Below are 25,409 nucleotides of genomic sequence, written 5' to 3'. Positions count from 1 at the left end.
CTGTAGCCGGTGGTCAGTGCACGGCCAGGTCGCAGGCATTTCGCCCAGTCCCGTCGATAACGGTGGTCGAGCCACCCTCGCCGTGATCGCAGCAAGGGTAGCCGACCAAGCGCTCAGAGCGGAAATCCGGTGCCGGTCAGCTGCTCGGATAGCTCCCACAGGGCCCGCGCCGTGCTCGCCGAGCTGGCCAACGGGCTGCGTGGGCTCTGTCCGGTGGGCCCGCGCATCGCGAACCGGGGTCCGATGAAGCTGTTGCCCGGTACGTCCTTGGCGACGGCGTAGAGCGTCTGGCGGGCGCCGAAGTCGGCGCTAGTGCCCAGCGTGTTGGCTGCCTTCCAGAACTTGGTGCCCAACTTGTTGCCGGTCTGGCCCTGCAGGTTGGTGGCCGAGTAGCCGGGGTGCGCCGCCAGCGCCCTGACCGACGACCCGCTCGCGTCGAGCCGGTGCTGCAACTCGCTGGTGAACAGCAGGTTGGCCAGCTTCGACTGGCCATAGGCCGGCCACGCGAAGTACGGCCGCGACTTCCAGTTCAGATCCTTGATGCTGACGTACCCCATCAGGTGCATCATCGACGACACCGTCACCACCCGGTCGGTGAGCTTGGGTAGCAGCAGGTTCGTCAACGCGAAGTGGCCGAGGTGATTGGTGCCGAGCTGGCTCTCGAACCCGTCGACGGTCTGGGCGAACGGAACGGCCATGATCCCGGCGTTGTTCACCAGCACGTCGACCCCGTCGACGCCGTCGGCGAACGCCCGCACCGACGCCAGCTCCTGAAGGTCGAGCTGGCGCACCTCGACGTCGCCGGGCATGCCCGCCGCGGCGGCGTCGCCCTTGGCGGTGTTGCGCACCGCGAGGATCACCTTGGCGCCGACGCGGGCTAGCTCGCGGGCCGTCACCTCGCCGAGGCCACTGTTGGCGCCCGTGACGATGACGGTGCGTCCGGCGAACGAGGGCAGGTCGGCGGCGGTCCAGCTCATGCCGGCCAGCCTAGTGGCGCCGGGTGAACCCCCGACTACTTCGCCGCGACCGTGAAGCCCTTGATGACCTTCTCGACGTCGGCCGCGTTGGTCTGCGCTTGGTCGGCGAAGCTCGTCACCGTCAACTGGACCAGGTACCGCTGGCCAGGCGCGCCCGGCTTGGGCGGCGTCCCAGTGGCGATCACGATGCGGTTGTAGCTCTGCATGCGCTGGCCGTTGAGGTCGTAGCTGCCCTCGATCATCGAGGACGGGAAGCCCCGGAAGTTCTCCTGGGAGCCGTTGAGCTTCTTGAAGTTCTCCGACATTTCCGCGTCGGCGTCGGCGTGCTTGATGGCCTCGGCGGCGTCGAACGCGCCGGTCAGCTGGAACACCAGGACCATCGCGATCGGATACGTGTCGCCCTTGGCGATGGTCCGGGTGCCGGGTGACAAGTTGGCGTTGACGTAGGGCTTCCACCCGTCGGGGGTGGGCACGCTCACCGTCAGGTCGGTCAGCTTGTCGGGTGCGACGGGTGCCCCGGTGACGCCGATGTTCTCCAGGTACTGGGAGAACGGCACCGGTGGCTCGGCCTCGGCCGACGTGGTGGTCGTGGTGGGCGTCGACGACCAGATCTTCTCGTAGTCGGGCGTCGCGGGTCCGCAGCCGGCGATCGACAGTGCCACGGCCAGCGCGGCGACGGGCCACTTGGCGCTGCTCACGAGACCGTCACCGTGAGCCCGTCGACGATGCTCTTCAACGCGGGCGTCGCCGCGATCGGCTGGTCGGCCTTGGTGGCCACCGTCAGTTGGACCAGGTAGCGCACGCCCGTCGACGGCACGGTGGCGATGACGATGCGGCTGTACCGCTGCGTGCTGCCCTCGTTCCCCTCGGCCAACGCGGACGGAAAGCCTTGGTAGTCGTCGAAGGATTCGGTGACGTCGGTAGTACGGGGCGGCAGCGCGTCGACGTTCGCGTGCCGGATCTCGCGCTTCGGGTCGAACTCGCCGTCGAGTTGGATCGCCATCAGCACCACCGAAGGGTAGTTCGACGTGTTGCCGACCTCGCTGATGAAGTCCATGCCGCCCGCGAAGAGTGGATCGTTGGACCGCTCCCAGCCCGCGGGCACGGGAACGTTCACCGCGAGCCCCTTGGCGTCGGAGAACTGGACGGGCTTTCCGTGGACGTCGATGGTTTCGAGGTAGTCCTTGAACGGCAGCGCGCGACCCGGGGGAGGTGGCTGCGCCGACGATGGCGCCGCCGAAGGTGACGCCGCCGCCGTCGTCGAATCGCCGTGACTCTGGGCGCCGTCGGAGCCGCAGCCTGCGAGCAACAGCGGTACCGCCAGCATCGCCACGTAGCGGACTGAGCTCACAGAATCTCGCGGACGGAGTCGATGGGTCTGGCCAGCCGGGTGCCCTTGGCGGTGACGACGAACGGCCGTTCGATGAGGATCGGGTGCTCGGCCATAGCGTCGAGCAGTTGGTCGTCGGAGGCGTCGGCCAGGCCCAGGTCGGCGTACAGCGCCTCACGCTTTCGCACCGCGGTACGTACGTCGATGCCTGCGTCGGAGATCAGCTCGACGAGCTCCGCACGCGTTGGCGGCGTCTTCAGGTAGAGCACGACCTCGGGTTCAATTCCATGCTCCCGCAACAGATCCAATGTCTTGCGGGACGTCGAGCACTTGGGGTTGTGGTAGATGCGAGCGCCGGGCACGCTAGGCGGACCCGTCGAACAGGCTGGTGACGGAACCGTTGTCGAACACCGCGCGGATGGTGCTGGCCAGCAGCGGCGCGATCGACAGCACGGTCAGCTGCGGGAACATCTTGTCCTCGCCGATCGGCAGCGTGTTCGTGACGATGACCTCCCGGGCGCCGGAGTCGGCCAGCCGCTGGGAGGCGGGTTCCGACAGCACGCCGTGGGTGGCCGCGATGACGACATCCGCGGCGCCGTCCTCCTTCAAGAGCTTGACCGCGCCGGCAATCGTGCCGCCGGTGTCGATCATGTCGTCGGTGATGATGCAGGTCTTGCCTCTGACGTCACCGACGACGCGGTTGGACTTGACCTGGTTGGGCACCAGCGGGTCACGCGTCTTGTGGATGAAGGCCAGCGGAACGCCGCCAAGCGAGTCGGCCCACTTCTCGGCGACGCGCACGCGGCCCGAGTCGGGGGAGACGACGACCATGTCGTGGCTGGCGTAGTTGTCGGCGATGTAGCCGCAGAGCAGTGACTGCCCGCGCATGTGGTCGACGGGCCCGTCGAAGAAGCCCTGAATCTGGTCGGTGTGCAGGTCCACCGTGACGATCCGGTCGGCGCCGGCCGTCTTGTAGAGGTCGGCGACCAGTCGGGCCGAGATGGGCTCGCGGCCGCGGTGCTTCTTGTCCTGCCGCGCGTACGGATAGAACGGAAGGATCGCGGTGATGCGCTTGGCGCTGCCGCGCTTGAGCGCGTCGATCATGATCAGCTGTTCCATCAGCCACTGATTCAGCGGCCAGGGGTGGCTCTGCAGCACGAATGCGTCGCACCCACGTACCGACTCCTCGAACCGGACGAAGATCTCGCCGTTGGCGAAGTCCCTCGCGGTCTGCGCCGTGACGGGCACGTCGAGTTCCTTGGCGACCTGATCGGCCAACTCGGGGTGCGCGCGCCCCGAGAAGAGCATCAAGCTTTTGCGGTTGTCGGTCCAGTCGTGGCTGCTCACATTGGCCCTCGCCGGTCGGAGATCGATACGGGGCAATGGTACGTACGGTTGCCCGCGACGCGTTGCCGGGTTACCAGAATGCCAACGGAATGCGTCCAGTTACTCCGACTGTTCGGCGTCGGTCGTGGCCTTGCGGGCCGCCTCCGCGGCGGCGCTGCCCGGACGCTTGCGCTCCACCCAACCCTCGATGTTGCGCTGCGGACCGGCCGACACCGCGAGCGCGCCCGGGGGCACGTCGTCGCGGACGACGGTGCCCGCGCCGGTGTAGGCGCCGTCGCCGACGGTGACGGGCGCGACGAACATGTTGTCGGATCCGGTGCGCACGTGGCTGCCAATTGTGGTGCGGGACTTGGCTTCTCCGTCGTAGTTGACGAACACGCTGGAGGCGCCGATGTTGCTGTGCTCGCCGATGTCGGCGTCGCCGACGTAGGTCAGGTGCGGCACCTTGGTGCCCGTCCCGATGACGGCGTTCTTGGTCTCGACGAACGCGCCGAGCTTGCCGTCGGAGCCCAATTGGGTGCCGGGGCGAAGGTAGGCGAATGGCCCAACGGTGGCGCCGTCGCCGATGACTGCCAGCTGCCCGTGCGTACGGATCACCGACGCACCATCACCGACCTCGACGTCGGTCAATGTGGTGTCGGGCCCGATCGTGCAGTTCATGCCGATCTCGGTGGTCCCGAGCAGCTGGGTCCCCGGCGCCACGATGGTGTCCCGGCCGATGGTCACGTCGACGTCGATCCACGTGGTGGCGGGGTCGACGATCGTGACGCCGGCCCGCTGGTGCGTCGCGACGATGCGGCGGTTGAGTTCGGCGGCGAGTTCGGCCAGCTGCACCCGGTCGTTGACGCCCTCGACCAGCGCGCTGTCGTCGACGTGATGGGACTTCACGATGCCGCCGTCGCGACGCACGATCGCGATGACGTCGGTCAGGTAGAGCTCGCCTTGCGCGTTGTCCGAACGCAGCTGGCTCAGCGCCGGCCGCAGCGCTGCCACGTCGAACGCGTATGCGCCCGCGTTGACCTCGCGAATGGCGTGCTGCGACGTCGTGGCATCGGCCTGTTCCACGATGCCGATCACTTCGTTGTCCTGGGTGCGCAGCACCCGGCCGTAGCCCGTCGGGTCATCCACCGTGGTGGTCAGCAGCGTCGCTGACGCGCCAGCGGCCCCGTGCCGGCTGACGAGCTCGGCGAGGGTGTCGGCGTCCATCAGCGGTACGTCGGCCGTGGTGACGACCACGGTTCCCGCGAAGTCGGCGGGCAGCGCGGCGAGCGCGCAGCCGACGGCGTGTCCGGTGCCCCGCGGGTCGTCCTGGACGGCGATGTCGATCGGCCTGCCGAGGTCTTGCGCGAGCTCGGCGACGGCCGCGGCGACGCGTTCCCGGTCGTTGCCGACCACGACGACCAGGTGCTGCGGCGAGACCTTGGCGATCGCATGCAGCGCGTGGGCCAGCATGCTGCGGCCCGCGATCGGGTGCAGCACTTTGGGCAGGTCAGACCGCATCCGAGTGCCCGCTCCCGCGGCCAGCACCAAGACGGCCGTGTCGGTTGCCACCGTCATTCTCACCTCTCGATCGGACACCACTGCGGCCATTCTCGGGCCGGTGAACGTTCAGACCAAACTAGCGGGGTGTCGCAGACGTGCATTGAGATAGCGCTGACGGACACGTCCACTCGCAAGTCTTCGCGCTGGGCCCTATGTCGATGCCTGGGGAATTGCTCCGTCGCCAGGACTCGAACCTGAACTATCTGTACCAAAAACAGAGGTGCTGCCGATTACACTACGACGGATTGCGGTAGTGACTTTAGCCGACGGCGCAGGCCCGAGGCTCGCAGAGTAGGAGCGCAGCGACCCGAGGAATAGGCTCAGTGCCGTGGCAGCGCCCGAGAAGGAAGTGCGTGCACCCCGCGCGCGAATGACTGGCACCGAACGGCGCCAGCAGCTCATCGAGATCGCCAAGTCGCTGTTCGCCGAGCGGGGCTACGAGGCCACCTCGATCGAGGAGATCGCGCAGCGCGCCAACGTCTCCAAACCCGTTGTCTACGAACACTTCGGCGGCAAGGAGGGGCTGTACGCCGTGGTCGTCGACCGCGAGATGTCCGCCCTGCTCGACGGCATCACGTCGTCGCTGACCAACAACCGCTCCCGTGTCCGCGTCGAACGGGTGGCGCTCGCGCTGTTGACGTACGTGGAGGAGCGCACCGACGGCTTCCGCATCCTGATCCGCGATTCGCCGGCCAGCATCGCGTCGGGCACCTACTCCAGCCTGCTCAACGACGCCGTCAGCCAGGTCGCGTCGATCCTCGCCGGGGACTTCTCCCGTCGCGGGCTCGACCCCGACCTCGCGCCGCTCTACGCGCAGGCCCTGGTCGGGTCGGTGTCGATGACGGCACAGTGGTGGCTGGACACCAGGGAGCCGAAGAAGGAAGTGGTGGCCGCACATCTGGTCAACCTGATGTGGAACGGGTTGACGCACCTCGAAGCGGATCCGGTGCTGCACGAGGGCTACGAGTAGCTCATCCGCAATCGCGCGCGAGCAAGTCGTCCGTCGTCTCCCGCCGTACCGACACGTGGGCTCGTCCGTCGCGGACCGTCACGATGGGCGGACGCCCCACCGCGTTGAAGGTCGACGCCATCGAGTGGTGGTAGGCGCCCGTCGTGGCCACGGCCAGCAGGTCACCGGGGTGAAGATCGGCGGGCAGCGCAACGTCGTGGGCGATGACGTCGCCGGCCTCGCAGTATCGACCGACGACCGTGACGGGCTGCGTCGGTCCCAGCGGGTGACGGTTGGCGACGGCCACGGTGTAGCGCGCGCCGTACAGCGCCACGCGCGGGTTGTCGTTCATCCCGCCGTCGACGGCGACGAACGTGCGTCCGCCGGGCTGGTGCTTGACCGAAACCACGCGGTAGCACGTCACCCCTGCGCGAGCGGATATCGCTCGGCCGGGTTCGACCACGACGACCGGTCGCGGGTAGTGCTCCGCGGCGCAGGCCGCGTCAAGGGCGTCGTCGATGAAGTCGTCGAGCTCGCCGAGGTCGAGTTCGGCGTCGCCTGCGACGTACGGAACGCCATGTCCGCCACCGATGTTCAACTCCGAGAGCACCACGCCGTGCTTGGCGCGGATGTCGGCCATCAGCGCGATCATCCGCCGGATCGCCTCGGCGTACACCTCGGGTTCGGTGACCTGTGAGCCCAGGTGGCAGTGGAGCCCCGCCAGCAGCAGTGAGGGCTGGCCGAGTACGCGCCCGGCCGCCGACAGTGCGTGTCCGCCGGCGATCGCGAAGCCGAACTTCTGATCGGTGATCCCCGTGGTGACCGCGGCGTGCCCGTGGATGTCGACGTCGGGAGTGACGCGGACGAGTACGGGCTGGGGGCTATGGGACTGGCTGGCCAGCAGCGCGATCTCGGTGCTGCTGTCGATCACGATGCGGCCCACCCCCGCGGCGGTGGCGGTGTGCAGGTCGCTCGCGGTCTTGGCGTTGCCGTGTACGACGATCCGGCGCGGGTCGACGCCGCCCGCTAGGCCCACCGCGAGTTCGCCGGGGGAGCAGACGTCGAGGCCAAGCCCTTCGTCGGCGACCCAGCGGGCGACCTCGGTGGTGAGTAGCGCCTTGGCCGCGTACACGACCCGCACGTTGCGCAATGACGTTCGGTAGCGGCGCGCGCGGTAGCGGAAGTCGGCCTCGTCGAGGACGTAGGCAGGGGTGCCGAACTCGTCGGCGAGCTCGCACAGGCTGACCCCGCCGACGCAGAGTCGGCCTTCGTCGTCGACCCTCGCGGTGACAGGCCAGACGGCCGGGTCGATGCGCATCGGGGCGGCCTTGCGAAGCGAAGGCATTTGATCGAGAAGGGTCATTGCTTCACCGTGCGCGCGCCAGCAACGCCGTGGTGAGTTCTTGACGGAGTCTTCACGCCGGGCGGCGAAATCTTGACGACTTCGGGCCTCCTACAATGGAACCACCATGACCTCACCGGGGCAGACCCATGTCCAGACCCCGATTGCGGGGCTCGTCGAGCTGGCCTTGACGGCGCCAACCTTCTCCGAACTGACCGAACGCGCGTCCAGCGGCGCGGGCGAACGCGCGCTCGTCGGACCGGCCAGCGCGCGGCTGTTCGTGGCGGCGGCACTGGCGCAGGCGGGCCCGCTGCTCGTCGTCACCGCCACCGGCCGCGAGGCCGACGACCTCACCGCCGAATTGCGCGCCGTCCTCGGGGGCGCCGTCGCGATGTTCCCGTCGTGGGAGACCCTCCCGCACGAACGGCTGTCGCCGGGCGTCGAGACTGTCGGGGCCCGGATGCTGGTGCTGCGCAGGCTCGCCCATCCCGATGACGCGCGCTTGGGCCCGCCGCTGCGGGTCGTGGTGACCACCGCGCGCTCGCTGCTGCAACCGATGGCGCCCGACCTCGCCGACATCGACCCGGTGACGCTGTCGGTGGGCGCCGAGGCCGACTTCGACGGCGTGATCGCGAACCTGGTGGAACTGGCCTACACACGCGTCGACATGGTCGGCAAGCGGGGCGAGTTCGCCGTGCGCGGCGGCATCCTCGACGTGTTCGCGCCGACCGCCGAGCATCCGATGCGCGTCGAGTTCTGGGGCGACGAAGTGACCGAACTCCGGATGTTCTCGGTCGCGGACCAGCGTTCCATTCCCGAGCTCGAGCCCGCTGCCCTGATCGCGGTGGCATGTCGCGAGCTGCTGCTCACCGACGACGTGCGCGAACGGGCGAAGGTGCTGGCAGACGCCCTGCCCACCGAGGAGAACCACGTCACCGGCACCGTCGGCGAAATGGTGGCCAAGCTGGCCGAGGGCATCCCCGTCGACGGCATGGAGGCCCTGCTGCCGGTGCTGCGGCCCACCGACCTCACGCTGCTCAACGACGCCCTGCCCGAAGGCACGCCGCTGCTGATCTGCGACCCCGAGAAGGTGCGCACGCGAGCGGCCGACCTCATCAAGACCGGCCAGGAGTTCCTCGAGGCGTCGTGGTCGGTGGCGGCCGTCGGCGGCGACGCCCCGATCGACTTCGAGCAGCTTGGCGGTTCGGGCTTCCGGGAGCTCGACGACGTGCGCGCGGCCGCGCGTGCGGGCGGGCACCCGTGGTGGACGCTGAGCCAGCTCGGCGACGAGAAGGCCGTCGAGCTCGACGTTCGAGCGGCGCCGTCGGCGCGCGGGCATGTCGCACCGCTCGACGAGATGTTCGCGATGCTGCGAGCGCACGTCGCCACCGGTGGCCTCGCGGCGGTGGTGGCACCAGGTGCCGGCACCGCGCACCGCGTCGTCGAACAACTGGCCGAATCCGACACGCCCGCAACGATGTTGGAGTCCGGTGCGGCCCCGAAGCCCGGCGTCGTCGGGGTACTCAAGGGCCCGCTGCACGACGGGCTCATCGTGCCTGGCGCGAACCTGGTCGTCATCACCGAGGCCGATCTGACCGGAAACCGGGCCACCGCTCCCACGGGCAAACGGTTGGCCGCAAAGCGGCGCAACGTCGTCGATCCCCTGGCGCTGACGGCCGGCGACCTGGTGGTGCACGATCAGCACGGCATCGGCCGGTTCGTGGAGATGTCCGAACGCATCGTCGGAGGCGCCCGCCGCGAATACCTGGTGTTGGAGTACGGGTCAAGCAGGCGGGGTGGCGGGTCGGACAAGTTGTTCGTGCCCATGGATTCGCTCGATCAGCTGTCGCGATACGTCGGCGGCGCCGAGCCGACGCTGAGCCGACTCGGCGGCAGCGACTGGGTCAATACCAAGACCAAGGCGCGGCGTGCGGTTCGCGAGATCGCCAGCGAGCTCGTCGCGCTCTATGCGAAGCGGCACGCCTCGCCCGGTCACGCGTTCGGACCGGATACCCCGTGGCAGGCCGAGATGGAGGACGCGTTCGGGTTCACCGAGACCGTCGACCAGCTGACCGCGATCACCGAGGTCAAGTCCGACATGGAGAAGGCCGTCCCGATGGACCGGGTGATCTGCGGCGACGTCGGCTACGGCAAGACCGAGATCGCGGTGCGGGCGGCGTTCAAGGCCGTGCAGGACGGCAAGCAGGTGGCGATTCTGGTGCCCACGACGCTGCTGGCCGATCAGCACCTGCAGACCTTCACCGAACGCATGTCCGGGTTCCCGGTGACCGTCAAGGGGTTGTCGCGGTTCACCAGTACCGCGGAGTCGCGGGCGGTGCTCGAGGGCATGAAGGACGGCTCCGTCGACATCGTCATCGGCACGCACCGGCTGCTCCAGACGGGCGTCACCTGGAAGGACCTCGGCCTGGTCGTGGTCGACGAGGAGCAGCGCTTCGGTGTCGAGAACAAGGAACACATCAAGGCGATGCGCACGCACGTCGACGTGCTGACGATGAGTGCCACCCCGATTCCGCGCACGCTGGAGATGAGCCTGGCCGGCATCCGCGAGATGTCGACGATCCTCACCCCGCCCGAGGAGCGGTTCCCGGTGCTCACCTACGTGGGCCCGATGGACGACAAGCAGGTCGCGGCCGCCCTGCGCCGCGAACTGCTGCGCGACGGCCAGGTCTTCTACATCCACAACCGGGTGCGGACCATCGACGCCGCGGCGGCCAGGGTCAAGGCGTTGGTGCCGGAGGCGCGTGTGGTCGTCGCGCACGGGCAGATGCCCGAGGACGTGTTGGAGCGCACAGTCGAGGGTTTCTGGAACCGCGATTACGACATTCTGATCTGCACGACGATCGTCGAGACCGGCCTGGACATCTCGAATGCGAACACGCTGATCGTCGAGCGGGCCGACATGTTTGGCCTCTCGCAGCTACACCAGCTGCGCGGCCGGGTCGGGCGCAGCCGCGAGCGTGGTTACGCCTACTTCCTCTACCCGCCGGAAGTGCCGTTGACCGAGACGGCATACGACCGGTTGGCGACGATCGCCCAGAACAACGAGCTCGGCGCGGGCATGGCCGTCGCCATGAAGGACCTCGAGATCCGCGGCGCGGGCAACGTGCTCGGCGTCGAGCAGTCCGGCCACGTCGCGGGGGTCGGCTTCGACCTCTACGTGCGACTGGTCGGCGAGGCCGTCGAGGCCTACCGCGCTGCGGTCGACGGCAAAACCATTGCCGCCGTTGAGGAGCCGAAGGACGTGCGCATCGACCTGCCGGTCGACGCCCATCTGCCGCCGGACTACATCGCCAGCGACCGGCTGCGGTTGGAGGGCTACCGCCGGATGGCGGCGGCCCCGGACGGCGATGGCATCTCCGCGGTCGTCGAGGAACTCGTCGACCGGTACGGCGAGTTGCCCGAACCGGCACGCCGGCTGGTCGCCATGGCCCGGTTGCGGCTGCTGTGCCGCGAGTACGGCGTCACCGAGGTCAGCGCCGCGTCGGAGTCGACGTTGCGCATTGCCCCACTGACGCTGGCGGATTCCCAGCAACTTCGGCTCAAGCGCATGTACCCGGGCGCGACCTACCGTGCGACGACGTCAACCATCGCGATGCCGATCCCACGCACCGGCACGGGCGTGAGTGCACCGCGGATCCGCGACGTCGAGTTGCTTCGGGTGGTGGCGGGTTTGCTCCTCGCGCTGGATGGAAAACCCCAGACAGATGTTGATATAACCGACCTCACGGGTCGCGACGCGGATAGTGTTCGCGCGAACAGCAAAGGGACCTCATGAACGAGCGGCGGCAGGGCCGATGACGGTCGTTCTGGTCGATCCGCGCCGCCCGTCGCTGGTTCCCGTCGAGGCCTTTGGACTGCTGGCCGGGGACGTGCAATACACCGAGGAGATGCCCGTTCGGGTGCCGTGGTCGCTGCCCGCGGCCAGGCCGTCGCACGACGGCGAGGACGCACCGGTGCTGTTGTCGTCGGATCCGGACCATCCCCAGGTTACCGCCCGCTTGGCGGCTGGCGAACAGCTGATCTCGGCGCCGGGCCCGCAGCCGGGCGAGCGGCTGGTCGACGCCGTGGCGTTGATGGACAAGCTGCGCACCACGGGGCCGTGGGAGGGCGAACAGACCCACGACTCGCTGCGCCGGTATCTGCTCGAGGAGACCTACGAGCTCTTCGACGCCGTTCGCAACGGCGATGCGCAGCAGCTGCGCGAAGAGCTCGGAGACGTGCTGCTCCAGGTGCTCTTTCACGCGCGCATCGCCGAGGACGCGACGCTGCTGCCGTTCGGCATCGACGACGTCGCGGACTCGCTGGTGCGCAAACTCATCAACCGTGCGCCCGGAGTCCTTGGCGGACAGCCGATTTCGCTCGACGAGCAAGTTGCGCAGTGGGAGGAACGCAAGGCCCAGGAAGCGTCGGTGAAGGCGCGCGTCTCCAGCATGGACGACGTGCCGACCGGCCAGCCCGCGCTCGCGCTGACGCAGAAGGTGTACCAACGAGCCGTCGCGGCAGGGCTGCCCGTCGACCTGATTCCCGAGGGAATGGTGTCGATCGGGGTCGGCTTGGGCGGCGACGCCGAGAACGCGTTGCGGACGGCGACGCTGGAGTTCATGGACACGATCCGCAAGGCCGAGTACACGATCGCGGCGAGTCGGCGGGGCGAGGACGTGCCCGAGGTGCTCGACATCGCTCAACTCGGGACGGTGTCCGAGGACGAGTGGCGCGCCCACTGGCCGACTTCGAAGCCGGCCGCGGATGAAGTCGTCGAGGACCCTCAGGACGAAGCCGAAGCTGAGCCCGAACCTGAAGCTGAGCCCGAACCTGAAGCCGAAGATGAACCCGAAGCCGAGGCCGAGGAGCCCGTTGACGAGGTCGCGGAATCGGTGGCCCGCGCGGACTAGCTGGACCGAACGAGTCCGCAGGTAGACGTCCTTCGAGCTCCTATGGCCGAGAGGCGTCCCATGGTCGTGGTTTCTCGCTGCGGACCGGTAAACCACGACCCTGAGTCGCATCTCGTGCATAGCAGCGTGAAAGGGACATTGCCCGCGGCCGAACGGACTAGCGTCCAACTCTCGCGAGTTCTACTCCACGGTCGTCGATCGGCGAAAACAACGACCGCAGTGCAGAAGTCGCAAACGTCAAGCCGTTGCTAGTCGATCGCTCAGCACTGCCAGCAGTTTCGGCGAAGGAGCGTTAGTCGACCAATCGGTCGCCGAGGAACCTGCCGTCTCCGGTGACGCCGGGTAGCGCGTAGAAGAAGCCGCCGCCGACGGGCAATATGTACTCCTCGAGCGGCTCACCCGTCAGGCGTTCCTGGACGGCGAGGAAGCCCTTCTTCAGGCTGCGCTGATAGCAGACGAAGGCCAGCCCCTGGTCGAGCCGGCCCGCACCGTCGAAACCGCGGGCGTAGGAGAAGCCGCGCCGCAGGATCAGGCTCTCGTCGGTTTCGGTGGTTCGCGGGTTGGCCAGCCGAATGTGGGCGTCGAGCTTGATGCGCTTGCCGTCGGGGTCCTCGGCGTAGTCGGGGTCGTCGAACTCGCCGGTGAGGCCCATCGGTGCGCCATTGACCTTGTTGCGGCCGATGATCGACTCCTGCTCGGCCAGCTGCGTGCGGTCCCAGAATTCGACGAACATCCGGATGATGCGCACCACCTGATACGAGCCGCCGAACGCCCAATCCGGCTCGCCGTCGGAGGCCCCCACCCACACGTGTTTGTCCATGAGGCCGCCGTCGGCGGAATCGAGGTTGGCCGTTCCGTCCTTGAAGCCGAGCAGGTTTCGCGGCGTCGTGGCAGACGACGCCTGGCCCGCGCCGCGTCCGTAGCCGTCCACCATCCACTTGAGCACCAGATCTCCACGCGTGCAGCGCATCAGCTGCCGAAGCGCGAACTGGATGGTGTCGGTGTGGCCGGCCTCGATCGTGATCAGCAGGTCGCCGTGCGACTGCTTGGGATCGAGTCTGTCGTTGGCCAGGAACGGCATCGTGACCAGTTCCTTGGGTTTGCGAGCAGCGAGCCCGAATCGATCGTCGAACAACGACGCTCCGACGCTCACGACGACCGACAGGTTGTCCGGCGGCGGCGTGTCGCCCAGGATCCCCGAGTCGACGGGCGGGTAGGCCGGATCGCGGGTCTCCGGCGGCTTGCCCGCCATCAACCCGCGGATCTCGTCGGTGAGTTCAGACAGCACGGTCTTGAGCCGGGCACGGTCGCCCGAGACCATCGCGAACGACGCTGCCAACCCTCGCGTGGGGACTGGCAACGCGGTGATGCCCGTTTGGTGCGCGCCCTCGAACGGGACGAAGGTGGCAGGCGCCGCCGCTGGACGGATCTCCTCGTGCGGCGAGTCGCCGGACAGCGCCATGCTCGCGCCGACGCCGACCGCGGCGCCGGCGCTCGCACTCAACGCTCCGGTGACGAATCCTCGTCGTGAGATACCCGAGCGCGGTGGCTGTTCCGTCACTTGAGGCCCAGCACTCCCGCAACCTGGGACACGTTCTCGGACAGACCGGCGAGCTGTGCCTTCAAGGCGTCGATGACCTGCGGCGTCACCGTGACGGCGGGGCACCGCGGTGACGGGTACTGGTCGCCCTGGGTGCAGAACAGCACCCAGCCGTTACCTTGGCGAAGCGGCGCCAGCGTGGCGTAGATGTCGGTGAAGCCCCCGTCGATCTTGCCAAGCAGCGCGGCATCGGCTTCCTTGAGCGCGGGTTCCAGCTTGTCGATCGCGGCCTGCGAGCCCTGCAGGTTGGCGTCGAAGTCCCACAGGTCGGTCTTGGAGTAGCGGTCCTCTTCGCCGGTGATCTTGCCCTGCGACACCTCTTCGATGAGCTCGGCCGCGCCGGTGGCCACCGCGACAGCGGGTACCTCGATGGTCGGGAACTGTGCCTTGAGCGTCGCGATGTCCTTGTCGAGCTGATCGGCGAACGGGGCGCCGCCCTCGGTGGTGTTCTTCTCGAACAGCAGGTACTCGAGGCGGTGCCAGCCGGTGAACTTCGGATCGTCGACGCTTGTGAAGTCATCGACGCGCGAGTCGGTTAGCCCGTCGATCTCCTCGACGAGGCCCGCTAGCGGCTCGATGCGCTCCCACGGCCCGCGCGACGGCGCGTAGGCGTCCTGCGCGGCCTTCAGATTGCCTGCGCGTACGGCGTCGGTGAACACCTTGACGAGCCCGACGAGTTCGTCGATCTGAGCGATCGCGTACGCCTTGTACTCGTCGCCGGCCTTGGCCGCCAACGGGTTGGGCTCGGCCGCGGCCGACGTGGACGTCGCTGCGGAGCTCGATGAGCTGCTACTCGCTTCGGTGCTCTTGTCGCCGCTGGAGCAGCCGGCAAGGACCAGGGCTCCTACCACAAAGGGCACGGGCCAGGCGAGATGCAGATTCATGGAGCCTCCTGTTGGTTTGACGCGTGAAGATTACATCGTCGGGGCGGCCTAGGGTAGGCACTCCTAAATAAGGCGTGCCTGTACTACCTCACCGTGCCGAACTCGCACGTCGACCGCGCCGCCGCGGAGGTGCTGCCGAGCAGCCCGGGCACCGCACGGCACAATGGTGCGGATCGTTGGTGAGGGAGTCTGGTGTCGCCTAAGCGTTGGCTGCGGGCCGTTGGCGTGGTCATTGCAACGGCCCTGCTGATGGCGTTTTCGTGCTCGTTCCGGGCGGGCGTCCCGATCCCCGAAGGCGTTCCGCCGCCTGCCGGCGCCCCGGTGCCGCCGGTCGACATCACCGCCAAGGGCCGGCCGGCCGACCAGTTGCACGCGTGGGCCGCCGAGCGTGCTCCGGCGATGGGTATCCCGGTCACGGCGCTGGAGGCATACGCCTACGCCGCACGCGTGGCAGAGGTTGTCAACCCGAAGTGTCGCCTGTCCTGGACGACGCTCGCCGGGATCGGGATGGTCGAGAGCCACCACGGCACCTACCGGGGCGCGACGATCGCGCCGAACGGCGACGTGCGCCCCCCGATCCGCGGGGTCCGGCTGGACGGGTCGATGGGCAACATGTCGATCCCCGACACCGACGGCGGGAAGCTCGACGGCGACCCGACCCTGGACCGCGCCATGGGCCCCATGCAGTTCATCCCCGAGACGTGGCGGCTGTACGGGGTCGACGCCAACAACGACGGCGACGTGAGCCCCGACAACATCGACGACGCGGCGCTGTCGGCCGCCGGGTACCTGTGCTGGCGGGGCAAGGATCTGGCGACGCCCCGCGGCTGGATGGACGCCCTGCGCGCCTACAACCTCTCCGACCAATACGCGCGCACCGTGCGCGACTGGGCGACGGCCTACGCAGGAGGTCATCCGCTCTGACAGTTCACGAAGACGTGGCGCGAACTCGGGAGCGGCACCAACTAGGCTGACTCCGTCCCCGCACCCCATCACCCAAGGAGACCCCAGTGGCCATCATCGAGCAGGTCGCGGCCCGCGAGATCCTCGACTCCCGCGGCAATCCGACGGTCGAAGTCGAGGTCGCGTTGAGTGACGGGTCGGCAGCCCGCGCGGCCGTGCCGTCGGGCGCTTCCACGGGTGAGCACGAAGCGGTCGAGCTGCGCGACGGCGGCGAACGCTACGGCGGAAAGGGCGTCGAGAAGGCCGTGAATGCGGTGCTCGACGAGATCGCCCCGGCCGTGATCGGCTACAGCGCCGACGACCAGCGGCTCGTCGACCAGGCCCTGCTGGACCTCGACGGGACGCCCGACAAGTCGCGGCTTGGCGCCAACGCGATTCTCGGGGTGTCGCTCGCGGTGGCCCGCGCCGCCGCGGACTCCGCCGAGCTCCCGCTGTTCCGCTACGTCGGTGGCCCCAACGCCCACATCCTGCCGGTCCCGATGATGAACATCCTCAACGGCGGCGCGCATGCCGACACCGGCGTGGACGTCCAGGAGTTCATGGTCGCGCCCATCGGCGCGCCGACCTTTCGGGAAGCCCTGCGCTGGGGCGCCGAGGTCTACCACGCGCTGAAGGCCGTGCTGAAGAAGCAGGGCCTCGCCACCGGCCTGGGTGACGAGGGCGGCTTCGCACCCGACGTCGCGGGCACCAAGGCCGCGCTGGACCTGATCAGCTCCGCGATCGAGACGACGGGCTTCAAGCTGGGCACCGACGTGGCGCTCGCGCTCGACGTCGCCGCCACCGAGTTCTACACGGACGGAACGGGTTACGCGTTCGAGAAGGAGACCCGCAGCGCCGAGCAGATGGGTGCGTTCTACGCCGAGCTGCTCGACGCGTACCCGCTGGTGTCGATCGAGGACCCGCTGTCGGAGGACGACTGGGACGGCTGGATCGCGCTGACCACGGCGATCGGCGACCGCGTCCAGATCGTCGGCGACGACCTGTTCGTCACCAACCCGGAGCGGCTCTTGGAGGGCATCGAGAAGGGCGCGGCCAACGCCCTGCTGGTCAAGGTGAACCAGATCGGCACCCTGACCGAGACGCTGGACGCGGTGTCGCTGGCCCACGGCGCCGGGTACAAGACGATGATGAGCCACCGCTCGGGTGAGACCGAGGACACCACCATCGCCGACCTCGCCGTCGCCGTCGGCAGCGGGCAGATCAAGACCGGTGCCCCGGCCCGCAGCGAGCGCGTCGCGAAGTACAACCAGCTGCTGCGCATCGAGGACCTGCTCGGCGACGCCGCACGGTATGCCGGCGACGTCGCGTTCCCGCGCTTCGGGTCCTGACGCAAGTACCTTTGGGTTCATGCCGGAAGCCAAGCGACCCGACCCCAAGCGGCGCGCCCCCGCGTCGCGACCGGGGAAGGGTGGCGAGGCCAAGGGTCGCCCACGCGGCGCCACGCCCATCCGGCGTGAACCGCGTGTCACCGAACCTCGCCCTGCGCCCGACGTCGAGCCCGACGAGGTTGCGGAGCCAGACCCCGGCGTCATCGGGTCCATCAAGTCGGCCATCGCCGAGGCGGCCGACCAGCAGTCCGAGCAGCGGTTCGGTTCGGCCGCGCGCCGGGCGGCCATCCTCGCGGCCGTGGTCTGCGTGCTGACGCTGACCATTGCCGGGCCGGTGCGCACCTACTTCGCGCAGCGCACTGAGATGAAGCAGCTGGACGCCGCGGAGGCGCAGTTGCGTTCGCAGATCGCCGATCTCGAACAGCTGAAGGACAAGCTCGCCGACCCGGTGTACATCGCGGCGCAGGCCAGGGAACGACTCGGTTTCGTGATGCCGGGCGAGATTCCGTATCAGGTGCAGCTGAACGAGCCGGTGGGACCGGACGCCGTGGCCGGGCCCGGCGCCGCGGCCAAGCCAAGCGGGCAGCCGTGGTACACGTCGCTGTGGCACACCATCGCCGATGCGCCGCACGGGGTTTCGCCCCCATCCGCGCCCGCCCCCATCCCCGCTCCGGCGCCGCCCCCGGCGCCCGGGGTGCCACCGGTTGCCCCGCCCGGTGGTTGATCGGGCGGACCTGGACGCCGTGGCCCGACAGCTGGGCCGGGAGCCGCGCGGTGTCCTCGAGATCGCGTACCGCTGTCCGAACGGTGAGCCCGGTGTGGTGAAGACGACGCCGAGACTTCCTGACGGAACGCCCTTTCCGACGTTGTACTACCTCACGCATCCGGTGCTGACCGCCGCGGCCAGCAGGTTGGAGTCGGCCGGGCTGATGCGCGACATGACCGAGCGGTTGCACGCCGACCCGGAGCTCGCCGCGGCGTACCGGCGCGCCCACGAGTCCTACCTCGCCGAGCGTGACGCCGTCGAATCGCTCGGGACCACGTTCTCTGGCGGCGGCATGCCGGAGCGGGTCAAGTGCTTGCACGTCGTCATGGCCCATTCGCTCGCAAAGGGGCCGGGCGTCAACCCCTTTGGCGACGAGGCGCTCGCGCTACTTGCCGTCGAACCCGGGATGGCAGGCATTCTCGACCGAGGACGGTGGGCACCCTGAGCAGAGTTGCCGCAATCGACTGCGGAACCAATTCCATCCGCTTGTTGATCGCTGACTACGCCGACGGGAGGCTGACCGACGTCCACCGTGAGATGCGCATCGTCCGGCTCGGCCAGGGCGTCGACGCCACGGGCAGCTTCGCGCCAGACGCCTTGGAACGCACCCGGATGGCACTCATCGACTACGCCGAACTGCTGCGCACCCACGGCGTCTCCTCGGTTCGGATGGTCGCCACGTCGGCGACCCGCGACGCCGCCAACCGCGACGAATTCTTCGCCATGACGGCCGACGTGCTCGGCGCCGTCGTTCCCGGCGCGGTGGCCGAGGTCATCACCGGGGTCGAGGAGGCCGCGTTGTCGTTCCACGGCGCCATCGGCGAATTGGATAGTGCCGCTGCCCCGTTCGTCGTCGTCGACCTCGGCGGCGGATCGACGGAGGTGGTGGTCAGTGAAGTCGACGTCCAGGCCAGCTACTCCGCCGACATAGGTTGCGTGCGCCTGACCGAACGGTGTCTACACTCCGACCCGCCAACCGAGGCCGAGATCGCCGACGCGCGGGAAGTGGTGCGCGGCGCGCTCGCCGAGGCGCTGCGCGAGGTTCCAGTCGACGGTGCGCGGACGTGGGTGGGCGTGGCAGGCACGTTCACGACGTTGTCGGCGCTCGCGCAGCGGATGGCGACCTACGACTCGGAAGCAATTCACCTGTCGCGCGTCGGGTTCGACGAACTCCTGCCCGTCTGTGCCGAGCTACTGGCCATGACGCGGCAGCAGCGCGCGGTACTCGGCCCCATGCACGAAGGCCGCGTTGACGTGATCGGCGGCGGAGCCATCGTCGTCGAGGAGTTGGCGCGCGAACTCGGCAGCCGAGCCGGCATCGACGAACTCGTGGTTAGCGAGCACGACATCCTCGACGGAATCGCGCTGTCGCTCGCGCAGTGAGTTTCAGGGCGGCGTCAGCGACGCCGCAGCGTCAGCGCCGTACGTTGCAGTTCGGGGGATTCCCACAGTGGTGCCCACCGTCACACGCATTGCACTTGCAGGTGCAGCCACCCTTGGCTTGTGAAACTCGCATCGCAATTCACCTCTGCCACTCGGTCGGACATCAACATATGACTACTTCACAATAGTTCGGATCACGCTGAGTTGGAACGCTACGGTGCGAAATTCGTCGTCGTTTCAGGACTTCAGCACCGGGGTCAGCTCGTCGAGCACCGAAATGTCCTCGATGGTCGACGGAGGAGCCTCGGGGCGGCCGTCGGCGATGCCACGCATCGTCTTGCGCAGGATCTTGCCCGAGCGCGTCTTCGGCAGCGCGGCGACGACGTCGACCCGCTTCAGGTTGGCCACCGCCCCGATGTTCGTGCGGACGGCGTCGACGAGCGCCTCGGTGAGCCCATCGGCGGACGCGCCGGCCTTGAGCACGACGAATCCACGCGGCACCTGCCCCTTGATCTCGTCGGCCACACCGATGACCGCGCACTCCGCGACGGCGGGATGGGTGGCCAGCACGGCTTCGATGGCGCCGGTGGACAAGCGGTGTCCGGCGACGTTGATGACGTCGTCGGTGCGGCCCATGACGAAGAGGTAGCCGTCCTCGTCGAGGTAGCCGCCGTCACCGGAGAGGTAATAGCCCGGAAATGCCGAAAGATACGACGCGACAAAGCGATCGTCGTCGCCCCAGAGCGTCGGCAGGGTGCCCGGCGGAAGCGGCAGCTTCATGCAGATCGCTCCCTCCTCGCCGGCGTCGCACTCGGTGCCGTCGGGGCGCAGGATGCGCACGTCGTATCCAGGCATTGGCACGGTAGCCGAGCCGGGCTTGACCGGCAGCGCTTCGAGGCCCATCGGATTGGCGGCGATCGACCACCCGGTCTCGGTCTGCCACCAGTGGTCGATGACGGGGATGCCGAGTTTCTCTGCGGCCCAGTGATATGTGCCGGGGTCGAGGCGTTCGCCTGCCTGGAACAGGTAGCGAAGGGCGGACAGGTCGTAGTGGGCGAGCTCGGCGGCGTCGGGGTCCACCTTCTTGATGGCCCGCATGGCCGTCGGCGCGGTGAACAGTGCCGTGACGCGGTGCTCAGAGGCGACCCGCCAGAAGGCGCCCGCGTCGGGGGTGCCCACCGGCTTGCCCTCGTACAGCACCGTCGTCGCACCGAGCAGCAGCGGTCCGTAGACGATGTAGGAGTGGCCCACCACCCAACCGACATCCGAAGCGGCCCAATACACTTCGCCTGGTTGGGTGTCGTAGATGTGTCGCATCGTCCACAGCAGGGCGACCGCATGCCCGCCGTTGTCCCGCACGATGCCCTTCGGCTTGCCCGTCGTCCCCGAGGTGTAGAGCACGTAGAGCGGATCCGTCGCGGCGACGGGCACCGGGTCGACAGGCTCGGCAGAGGCCATGGCGGTGGCCCAGTCGACGTCACGACCCTCCACCAGCTCGCACGGCTGCTGCGGGCGCTGCAGGATGACGCACGCGGGCGTGTCGTGTTCGGCGATGCGGAGCGCGTCGTCGAGCATCGGCTTGTAGGCGACGGTCCGGGTGGGCTCGACGCCGCAGGACGCCGACACGACGACGGCGGGGCGCGCGTCGTCGATGCGGGCGGCTAGCTCGTTGGCGGCGAATCCGCCGAACACCACCGAGTGCACGGCGCCCAATCGCGCGCACGCCAGCATCGCGATCACCGCCTCCGGGACCATCGGCAGGTAGATCACGACGCGATCGCCCTTGCCGACGCCCAGGTTGCGCAGGGCACCCGCGAAACGGGCCGTCTGGTCCAGCAGTTCGCGGTAGGTGTAGGTGCGCTGGGTGCCGGTGACGGGGGAGTCGTAGATCAGGGCGGCCTGGTCGCCGCGGCCGCTCTCGACGTGGCGGTCCAGCGCATTGGCGCACGTGTTCAGTTCCCCGTCGGGGAACCACCGGTAGAACGGTGGATTGGTGTCGTCGAGCACCGTCGTGGGCTCGCGGGTCCAGGTCACGGCACGTGCGGCCTCCGCCCAGAACGCGGTCGGGTCTTCGATGCTGGCCTCGAACAATGAGCGGTAGCCGGGCATACCGGCACGGTAGCGCGCCGTGGGTGGTTGTCGGACGGTTCGCCGGGTTTCTATAGTCGGAACCATGGTTACTGACGCAATGTCAACAACGAGTGAGCCGCCGGTCATCGACGGTGTACGACGATCCTTCGTGGAGGCCCGCGGCGTGCGGTTCCACGTCACCGAGTCCGGCCCCGCCGACGGCCGCCCGGTCATCGCGCTGCACGGCTGGCCGCAGCACCACTGGGTGTACCGCGACCTGCTGGCCGACCCGCCGCCGGGGTTGCGGATCATCGCCCCCGACCTACCCGGTTACGGCTGGTCCGGTCCCGCGCCGCACAAGTGGGTCAAGGACGAGATCGCCGAGGACGTGCTCGCGCTCATGGACGCCCTCGGCTTGGAGCGCGCACTGCTCGTCGGACACGACTGGGGCGGCTTCGTGGGATACCGCATGCTGCTGGCTCACCCGGAACGATTCGATGGCTATCTGGTGATGAACATGGCGCACCCCTGGCAGACGCCCCGCACGTTCGGCCCGCACGCCTGGCGGCTGCTGACCTACCAGCCGCTGGTGGCCAGCGTCGGGGTGCCGCTGCAGCGACACACGCCCTACTTGCGCCGACTGTTCCAGTTCGGGCCGGCAGCGCACCGGCTCGATCCGGCGGTGGCTCGCGTGTACACCGACCGGTTCCGCGACCCCGTCGTCGCGCGCGCGGCCAGGGATACCTACCGCACGTTCCTGCTTCGTGAATTGCTTTCAGGGGCAAGGAATCCGGAGGATCGGCGCATCACCGTACCCATCCGCGTGCTCTTTGGGATGGGCGACTTCGCAGTACACCACTCGCTCGCCTCTCCCGAGACGGCCCAGGCCGACGACTACACCTTCGACCCCGTCGACTCGGGGCACTTCGTCATCGACGAGCGGCCGGACCTGGTGCGCGCGAAGCTGATCGCGCTGGCCTCCGAAACGGCTTCCCCCTAGCGATTTCGGCGCGCTTTCGCCCGGTCAGCGTCCGAAACCGCGCCGAAATCGCGGGTTAGTTGAGGGCGTCCGCGGGCTCCGTCGGCGCCTTCCCGTTGCTCTTCTTCGACTTCGAGGGAGGCGCGGGCTCAGGTGCTGGCTGCGGAGCGGGCGGCACGGCTTGCACCGGCGCGGGCTGGATTGCTTGCACCGGGCCGCACATCTCGATGGCCTTCTCCGTGTACACCCGGTATCCGAATTCCGGCTTGTAGCCATGGATCTCGGGGGTATCGAGCTCGCGGATGAAGGTCAGGATCTCGCGGCTAAACACCTGGCCGGGCACCAGCACCGGGAATCCTGGCGGGTAGGGCGTGACGAACGTCGCCGACACCACGTCGGTCCCCGCGTCGAGCTTCTCGAAGACCTGCTCTGGGGTGAGGTACTCGCAGTTGGTGTCGTCGTAGGACAGGTAGAACGCCCGTCTCACGTCCCCCTCCGGCGTTTCCTCGCCACCCGTGAAGTCGCGGAAGACGGGGTGGAAGCCGCTGAAGTCAGGCAGCGACACGGAATTGGTGGTCAACCCGCGCACCTTCTGCTCGAACCGTCCGCGCTCGCCGAGGCCCATCTCGGAGACGTGCTCCTCGAGCTCGCCTGCGATCTTGACGAGCACCTCGACCAGGAACGCCACCGAACTGCGGGTGGTGCCGATGTTCGTCATGAAGAGCACGGTGTTGCGCGACGTCTTGTTGATCTGGACGCCGTGACGGTCCATCAGCTGTTCGCGCTTGAACGTGTCACCGTCGTAACCGGTGCGGCCGATCGACAGCGTGATGCGCGACGGGTCGAGCACGAACTCGTCGGCGTCCCACGCCGCCATCATGTTTCGCAATCCCGACCGCAACGGCTGCTCGATGCCCGACGGCCGGAACTCGTCGGGGATCAGGTCGGAGGTGCGCAGGCAGTTCATGAAGCGGCTCAGCAGCGGATGGTCGTCGATCGCGTCGCGCAGCTGCATCGCGTTCTCGATCTGACGTTGCACCAACTCGACGCCCTCCAGCGCGACCTGGCGTCGGCCCAGGTCCAACGACGCCAGGATCTGGTAGTTCGGCGACGTGGACGTGTGCGCCATGTACGCCTCGTGGAACGCTTCGGACACCTTCTGCTCGAAGTCTTGGTCGAACACGTGGATCATCGAGCCCTGGCGCAGCGACGTGAGCGTCTTGTGCGTCGACTGGGTGGCATAGACCCGCACCCGCGCCTTGGCCGGATCGGGGCGAAGGCGACGGTTGAGCAGTTCGTCGTCGGTGGGCTGGTGGCCGGCCTCGTTGGCGAGTTCGGCCTCGTAGTCGCGCTTGTACTCCGCGCTCTGCAGCTTCTCCCGCAGTTTGCGCGCCGACGCCATCGCGGTGCGGCTGCGGTACACGGGGTGGAAGCGCGCGAACGCGAACCACGCCTCGTCCCAGAGGAAGACGAGATCGGGCTTGATGGCGAGGCATTCCTCCATCACCCGCTCGACGTCGTACACGATGCCGTCGAACGTGCAGTTGGTCAGCGACATCATCTTGACGCGGTCCAACTTGCCAGCGCGCTTGAGCGCCAACAACTTCGACTTGATCTCGCGCAGCGGCACCGCCCCGTACATGGTGTAGTCGGCCAGTGGGTACGCCTCGAGGTAGATGACGTTGGCGCCGGCCATCATCATCCCGTAGTGGTGGCTTTGGTGGCAGTTGCGGTCCAGCAGCACGATGTCGCCGGGTGCTACCAACGACTGCGTGACGATCTTGTTGGCCGTCGAGGTGCCGTTGGTGACGAAGTAGGTGTGCCGGGAGCCGTAGGCCGCCGCGGCCAGCTCCTGCGCCTCGCGAAGCGGGCCGGTCGGCTCGAGCAGCGAGTCCAACCCGCCGCACGTCGCCGACGTCTCGGCCATGAACACGTCAAGGCCGTAGAAGCCGACCATGTCCTTGATCCAGTGCGAGTTGACGATCGACTTGCCCTGGCTGATCGGCAGTGCGTGGAAGACGCCTGTCGGGCGGTGGCTGTACTGCTTGAGCGCGCTGAAGAACGGAGTCTGGTAGCGCTCCGCGACGCCATGCAGGATCGACAGGTGCAGTTCCAGCACGCCCTCGCGGGCGTGGAACACGCGGCGGAACGACGGTCCGAGTCGGCCCGCGATCTGCTCGACGTCGATCTCGGTCATGAGGTACATGTCGAGTTCGGGGCGGAGCTCGTGCAGCGACGCGGCGAGGATCTGCGCGCGCTCGTCGGGGGACTTGTGGTCGTCGAGGTCCTCGGAGACGCGGGTGTCGACGAACTCCGCCAAACTCGTGAGGTCGCGCGACGACTGGTGGCTGAAGCGCCGCCGGATCACCACGGCCTGAAGGTTGACGTTGAGCCGCGCGGCGATGAGTGCCTCGTCGCCGCTGGACACCACGACGAGCTCGTAGACGAACTCGTCGTCGGGGCGACGCCAGCTGCGCACCTCCTTGCGCAGCGCACGCTCCTGGGCCTCGGTCATCTTCTCGACGACGAGCACCTCGAAGTAGAGCTGCTCCTTCCTGGTGGCGGGCTGCTGTTCGAGCGTGCGCGGGTCGGCGGGGAACATGTCGGTGTCGTCGAGGCCGGCGTTTTCCACGTCGCCGCTGCGGTAGGACTCGGTGGTCAGCGCGCGGTTGATCCGGGTGACCGCGTGCGCGAACTTGTCGTAGTTGCCCGCGTTGAACAGCCGCTGCACCTTGGCGAACTGCGGCGATCCGGGGTAGGCCCAGTACGGCTCGAGCGGCGTCAGCGTGGCCAACAGTTCCCGGCAGATGTCGGTGTACTGATCCTTGAGCTCACCGGTGGTCGTCGTGCGAGTGAGCCGGTCGGCGGCTTCCTCGAGGCGGCACCACGCGTCGCCGCGTAGCTGCCAGACGCTGTTGTATGCGTGTGAATTGTCTGACATGCTCGGGCCTTTCGCGCGGACGGGATTGCCGGTCAAGCGTGGCATCGCGGCGCACACGGGCAGGCGATCAGCAGACGAACGATGGGCGTCGATCG

At 68.3% G+C, this 25,409-nt stretch carries 20 protein-coding genes and 1 tRNA gene; 9 read left to right on the top strand and 12 right to left on the bottom strand.

Annotation, left to right across the window (positions count from 1 at the left end):
- Window positions 1-113: 113 nt before the first annotated feature.
- The 7 genes from SLQ33_RS14620 to SLQ33_RS14590 form a co-directional block, all read right to left on the bottom strand.
- Entirely contained in the window at window positions 114-977 is an 864-nt protein-coding gene (locus SLQ33_RS14620; protein WP_319454581.1) for an oxidoreductase, read from the bottom strand.
- Window positions 978-1,012: 35 nt separating this feature from the next.
- The gene (locus SLQ33_RS14615) at window positions 1,013-1,675 is read right to left on the bottom strand and encodes an LpqN/LpqT family lipoprotein (RefSeq protein WP_319454580.1); all 663 of its coding nucleotides are present in this window, start codon (window positions 1,673-1,675) and stop codon (window positions 1,013-1,015) included.
- Window positions 1,672-2,328: an LpqN/LpqT family lipoprotein gene (locus SLQ33_RS14610; protein WP_319454579.1), complete on the bottom strand. Its 657-nt coding sequence runs from the start codon at window positions 2,326-2,328 to the stop codon at window positions 1,672-1,674. Before SLQ33_RS14610 ends, SLQ33_RS14615 begins: the two co-directional genes overlap by 4 nt.
- Window positions 2,325-2,669, bottom strand: a complete 345-nt coding sequence (gene arsC, locus SLQ33_RS14605; RefSeq protein WP_319454578.1) for an arsenate reductase (glutaredoxin) — start codon at window positions 2,667-2,669, stop codon at window positions 2,325-2,327. The genes SLQ33_RS14610 and arsC overlap by 4 nt, the downstream gene beginning before the upstream one ends.
- Window position 2,670: 1 nt before the next feature.
- Window positions 2,671-3,654 (bottom strand): ribose-phosphate diphosphokinase, encoded by a 984-nt coding sequence (locus SLQ33_RS14600; protein WP_319454577.1) that lies wholly within the window; start codon window positions 3,652-3,654, stop codon window positions 2,671-2,673.
- Between the two features lie 99 nt (window positions 3,655-3,753).
- Entirely contained in the window at window positions 3,754-5,211 is a 1,458-nt protein-coding gene (glmU, locus tag SLQ33_RS14595; RefSeq protein WP_319454576.1) for a bifunctional UDP-N-acetylglucosamine diphosphorylase/glucosamine-1-phosphate N-acetyltransferase GlmU, read from the bottom strand.
- 158 nt (window positions 5,212-5,369) lie between these two features.
- A tRNA-Gln gene (locus tag SLQ33_RS14590) sits at window positions 5,370-5,441 on the bottom strand.
- A 125-nt stretch (window positions 5,442-5,566) separates the two neighbouring features.
- Here SLQ33_RS14590 and SLQ33_RS14585 point away from each other — a divergent pair.
- Window positions 5,567-6,166, top strand: coding sequence for a TetR/AcrR family transcriptional regulator (locus SLQ33_RS14585; RefSeq protein WP_319454744.1), 600 nt, complete (start codon window positions 5,567-5,569; stop codon window positions 6,164-6,166).
- A 1-nt stretch (window position 6,167) separates the two neighbouring features.
- On the opposite strand, the gene lysA is transcribed toward SLQ33_RS14585, so the two are convergent.
- Complete coding sequence (gene lysA, locus SLQ33_RS14580) at window positions 6,168-7,508, bottom strand: diaminopimelate decarboxylase (RefSeq protein ID WP_319454575.1); 1,341 nt, start codon at window positions 7,506-7,508, stop codon at window positions 6,168-6,170.
- A 106-nt stretch (window positions 7,509-7,614) separates the two neighbouring features.
- On the opposite strand from lysA, the gene mfd reads away from it, so the two are divergent.
- Together mfd and SLQ33_RS14570 are read left to right on the top strand one after the other, a co-directional pair.
- Window positions 7,615-11,283, top strand: a complete 3,669-nt coding sequence (gene mfd / locus SLQ33_RS14575) for a transcription-repair coupling factor (protein WP_319454574.1) — start codon at window positions 7,615-7,617, stop codon at window positions 11,281-11,283.
- Window positions 11,284-11,302: 19 nt separating this feature from the next.
- Window positions 11,303-12,400, top strand: a complete 1,098-nt coding sequence (locus SLQ33_RS14570) for a nucleoside triphosphate pyrophosphohydrolase (RefSeq protein ID WP_319454573.1) — start codon at window positions 11,303-11,305, stop codon at window positions 12,398-12,400.
- A gap of 292 nt (window positions 12,401-12,692) precedes the next feature.
- Here the strand turns inward: SLQ33_RS14570 and SLQ33_RS14565 are convergent, their stop codons facing one another.
- Both SLQ33_RS14565 and SLQ33_RS14560 read right to left on the bottom strand, forming a co-directional pair.
- A complete protein-coding gene (locus tag SLQ33_RS14565) occupies window positions 12,693-13,961 on the bottom strand; it encodes a Dyp-type peroxidase (protein ID WP_319454572.1) in 1,269 nt (422 codons plus the stop codon).
- Complete coding sequence (locus tag SLQ33_RS14560) at window positions 13,958-14,884, bottom strand: EfeM/EfeO family lipoprotein (RefSeq protein ID WP_319454571.1); 927 nt, start codon at window positions 14,882-14,884, stop codon at window positions 13,958-13,960. The genes SLQ33_RS14565 and SLQ33_RS14560 overlap by 4 nt, the downstream gene beginning before the upstream one ends.
- Window positions 14,885-15,076: 192 nt before the next feature.
- On the opposite strand from SLQ33_RS14560, the gene SLQ33_RS14555 reads away from it, so the two are divergent.
- The 5 genes from SLQ33_RS14555 (at window position 15,077) to SLQ33_RS14535 (ending at window position 19,324) form a co-directional block, all read left to right on the top strand.
- Window positions 15,077-15,808, top strand: coding sequence for a lytic transglycosylase domain-containing protein (locus SLQ33_RS14555; RefSeq protein ID WP_319454570.1), 732 nt, complete (start codon window positions 15,077-15,079; stop codon window positions 15,806-15,808).
- A gap of 86 nt (window positions 15,809-15,894) precedes the next feature.
- Window positions 15,895-17,175, top strand: a complete 1,281-nt coding sequence (gene eno / locus SLQ33_RS14550) for a phosphopyruvate hydratase (protein WP_319454569.1) — start codon at window positions 15,895-15,897, stop codon at window positions 17,173-17,175.
- A 19-nt stretch (window positions 17,176-17,194) separates the two neighbouring features.
- Window positions 17,195-17,899, top strand: coding sequence for a septum formation initiator family protein (locus tag SLQ33_RS14545; protein ID WP_319454568.1), 705 nt, complete (start codon window positions 17,195-17,197; stop codon window positions 17,897-17,899).
- Window positions 17,892-18,386 carry a DUF501 domain-containing protein gene (locus tag SLQ33_RS14540; RefSeq protein ID WP_319454567.1) on the top strand — a complete coding sequence of 165 codons (495 nt, stop codon included), beginning with the start codon at window positions 17,892-17,894 and terminating at the stop codon, window positions 18,384-18,386. Before SLQ33_RS14545 ends, SLQ33_RS14540 begins: the two co-directional genes overlap by 8 nt.
- Window positions 18,383-19,324, top strand: coding sequence for a Ppx/GppA phosphatase family protein (locus tag SLQ33_RS14535; protein WP_319454743.1), 942 nt, complete (start codon window positions 18,383-18,385; stop codon window positions 19,322-19,324). The genes SLQ33_RS14540 and SLQ33_RS14535 overlap by 4 nt, the downstream gene beginning before the upstream one ends.
- A gap of 237 nt (window positions 19,325-19,561) precedes the next feature.
- On the opposite strand, the gene SLQ33_RS14530 is transcribed toward SLQ33_RS14535, so the two are convergent.
- Window positions 19,562-21,499, bottom strand: coding sequence for a propionyl-CoA synthetase (locus SLQ33_RS14530; RefSeq protein ID WP_319454566.1), 1,938 nt, complete (start codon window positions 21,497-21,499; stop codon window positions 19,562-19,564).
- Here SLQ33_RS14530 and SLQ33_RS14525 point away from each other — a divergent pair.
- Window positions 21,498-22,394, top strand: coding sequence for an alpha/beta hydrolase (locus SLQ33_RS14525; RefSeq protein WP_319454565.1), 897 nt, complete (start codon window positions 21,498-21,500; stop codon window positions 22,392-22,394). The genes SLQ33_RS14530 and SLQ33_RS14525 overlap by 2 nt on opposite strands.
- Window positions 22,395-22,449: 55 nt before the next feature.
- On the opposite strand, the gene SLQ33_RS14520 is transcribed toward SLQ33_RS14525, so the two are convergent.
- Window positions 22,450-25,314, bottom strand: coding sequence for an ornithine decarboxylase (locus SLQ33_RS14520; protein ID WP_319454564.1), 2,865 nt, complete (start codon window positions 25,312-25,314; stop codon window positions 22,450-22,452).
- Window positions 25,315-25,409: the final 95 nt, after the last annotated feature.

Source organism: Mycobacterium sp. RTGN6, from assembly GCF_033804605.1.
GTDB lineage: Bacteria > Actinomycetota > Actinomycetes > Mycobacteriales > Mycobacteriaceae > Mycobacterium.
The sequence above is the reverse complement of the archived record's forward strand: the minus strand, read 5'-3'. Positions and strand labels throughout refer to the sequence as shown.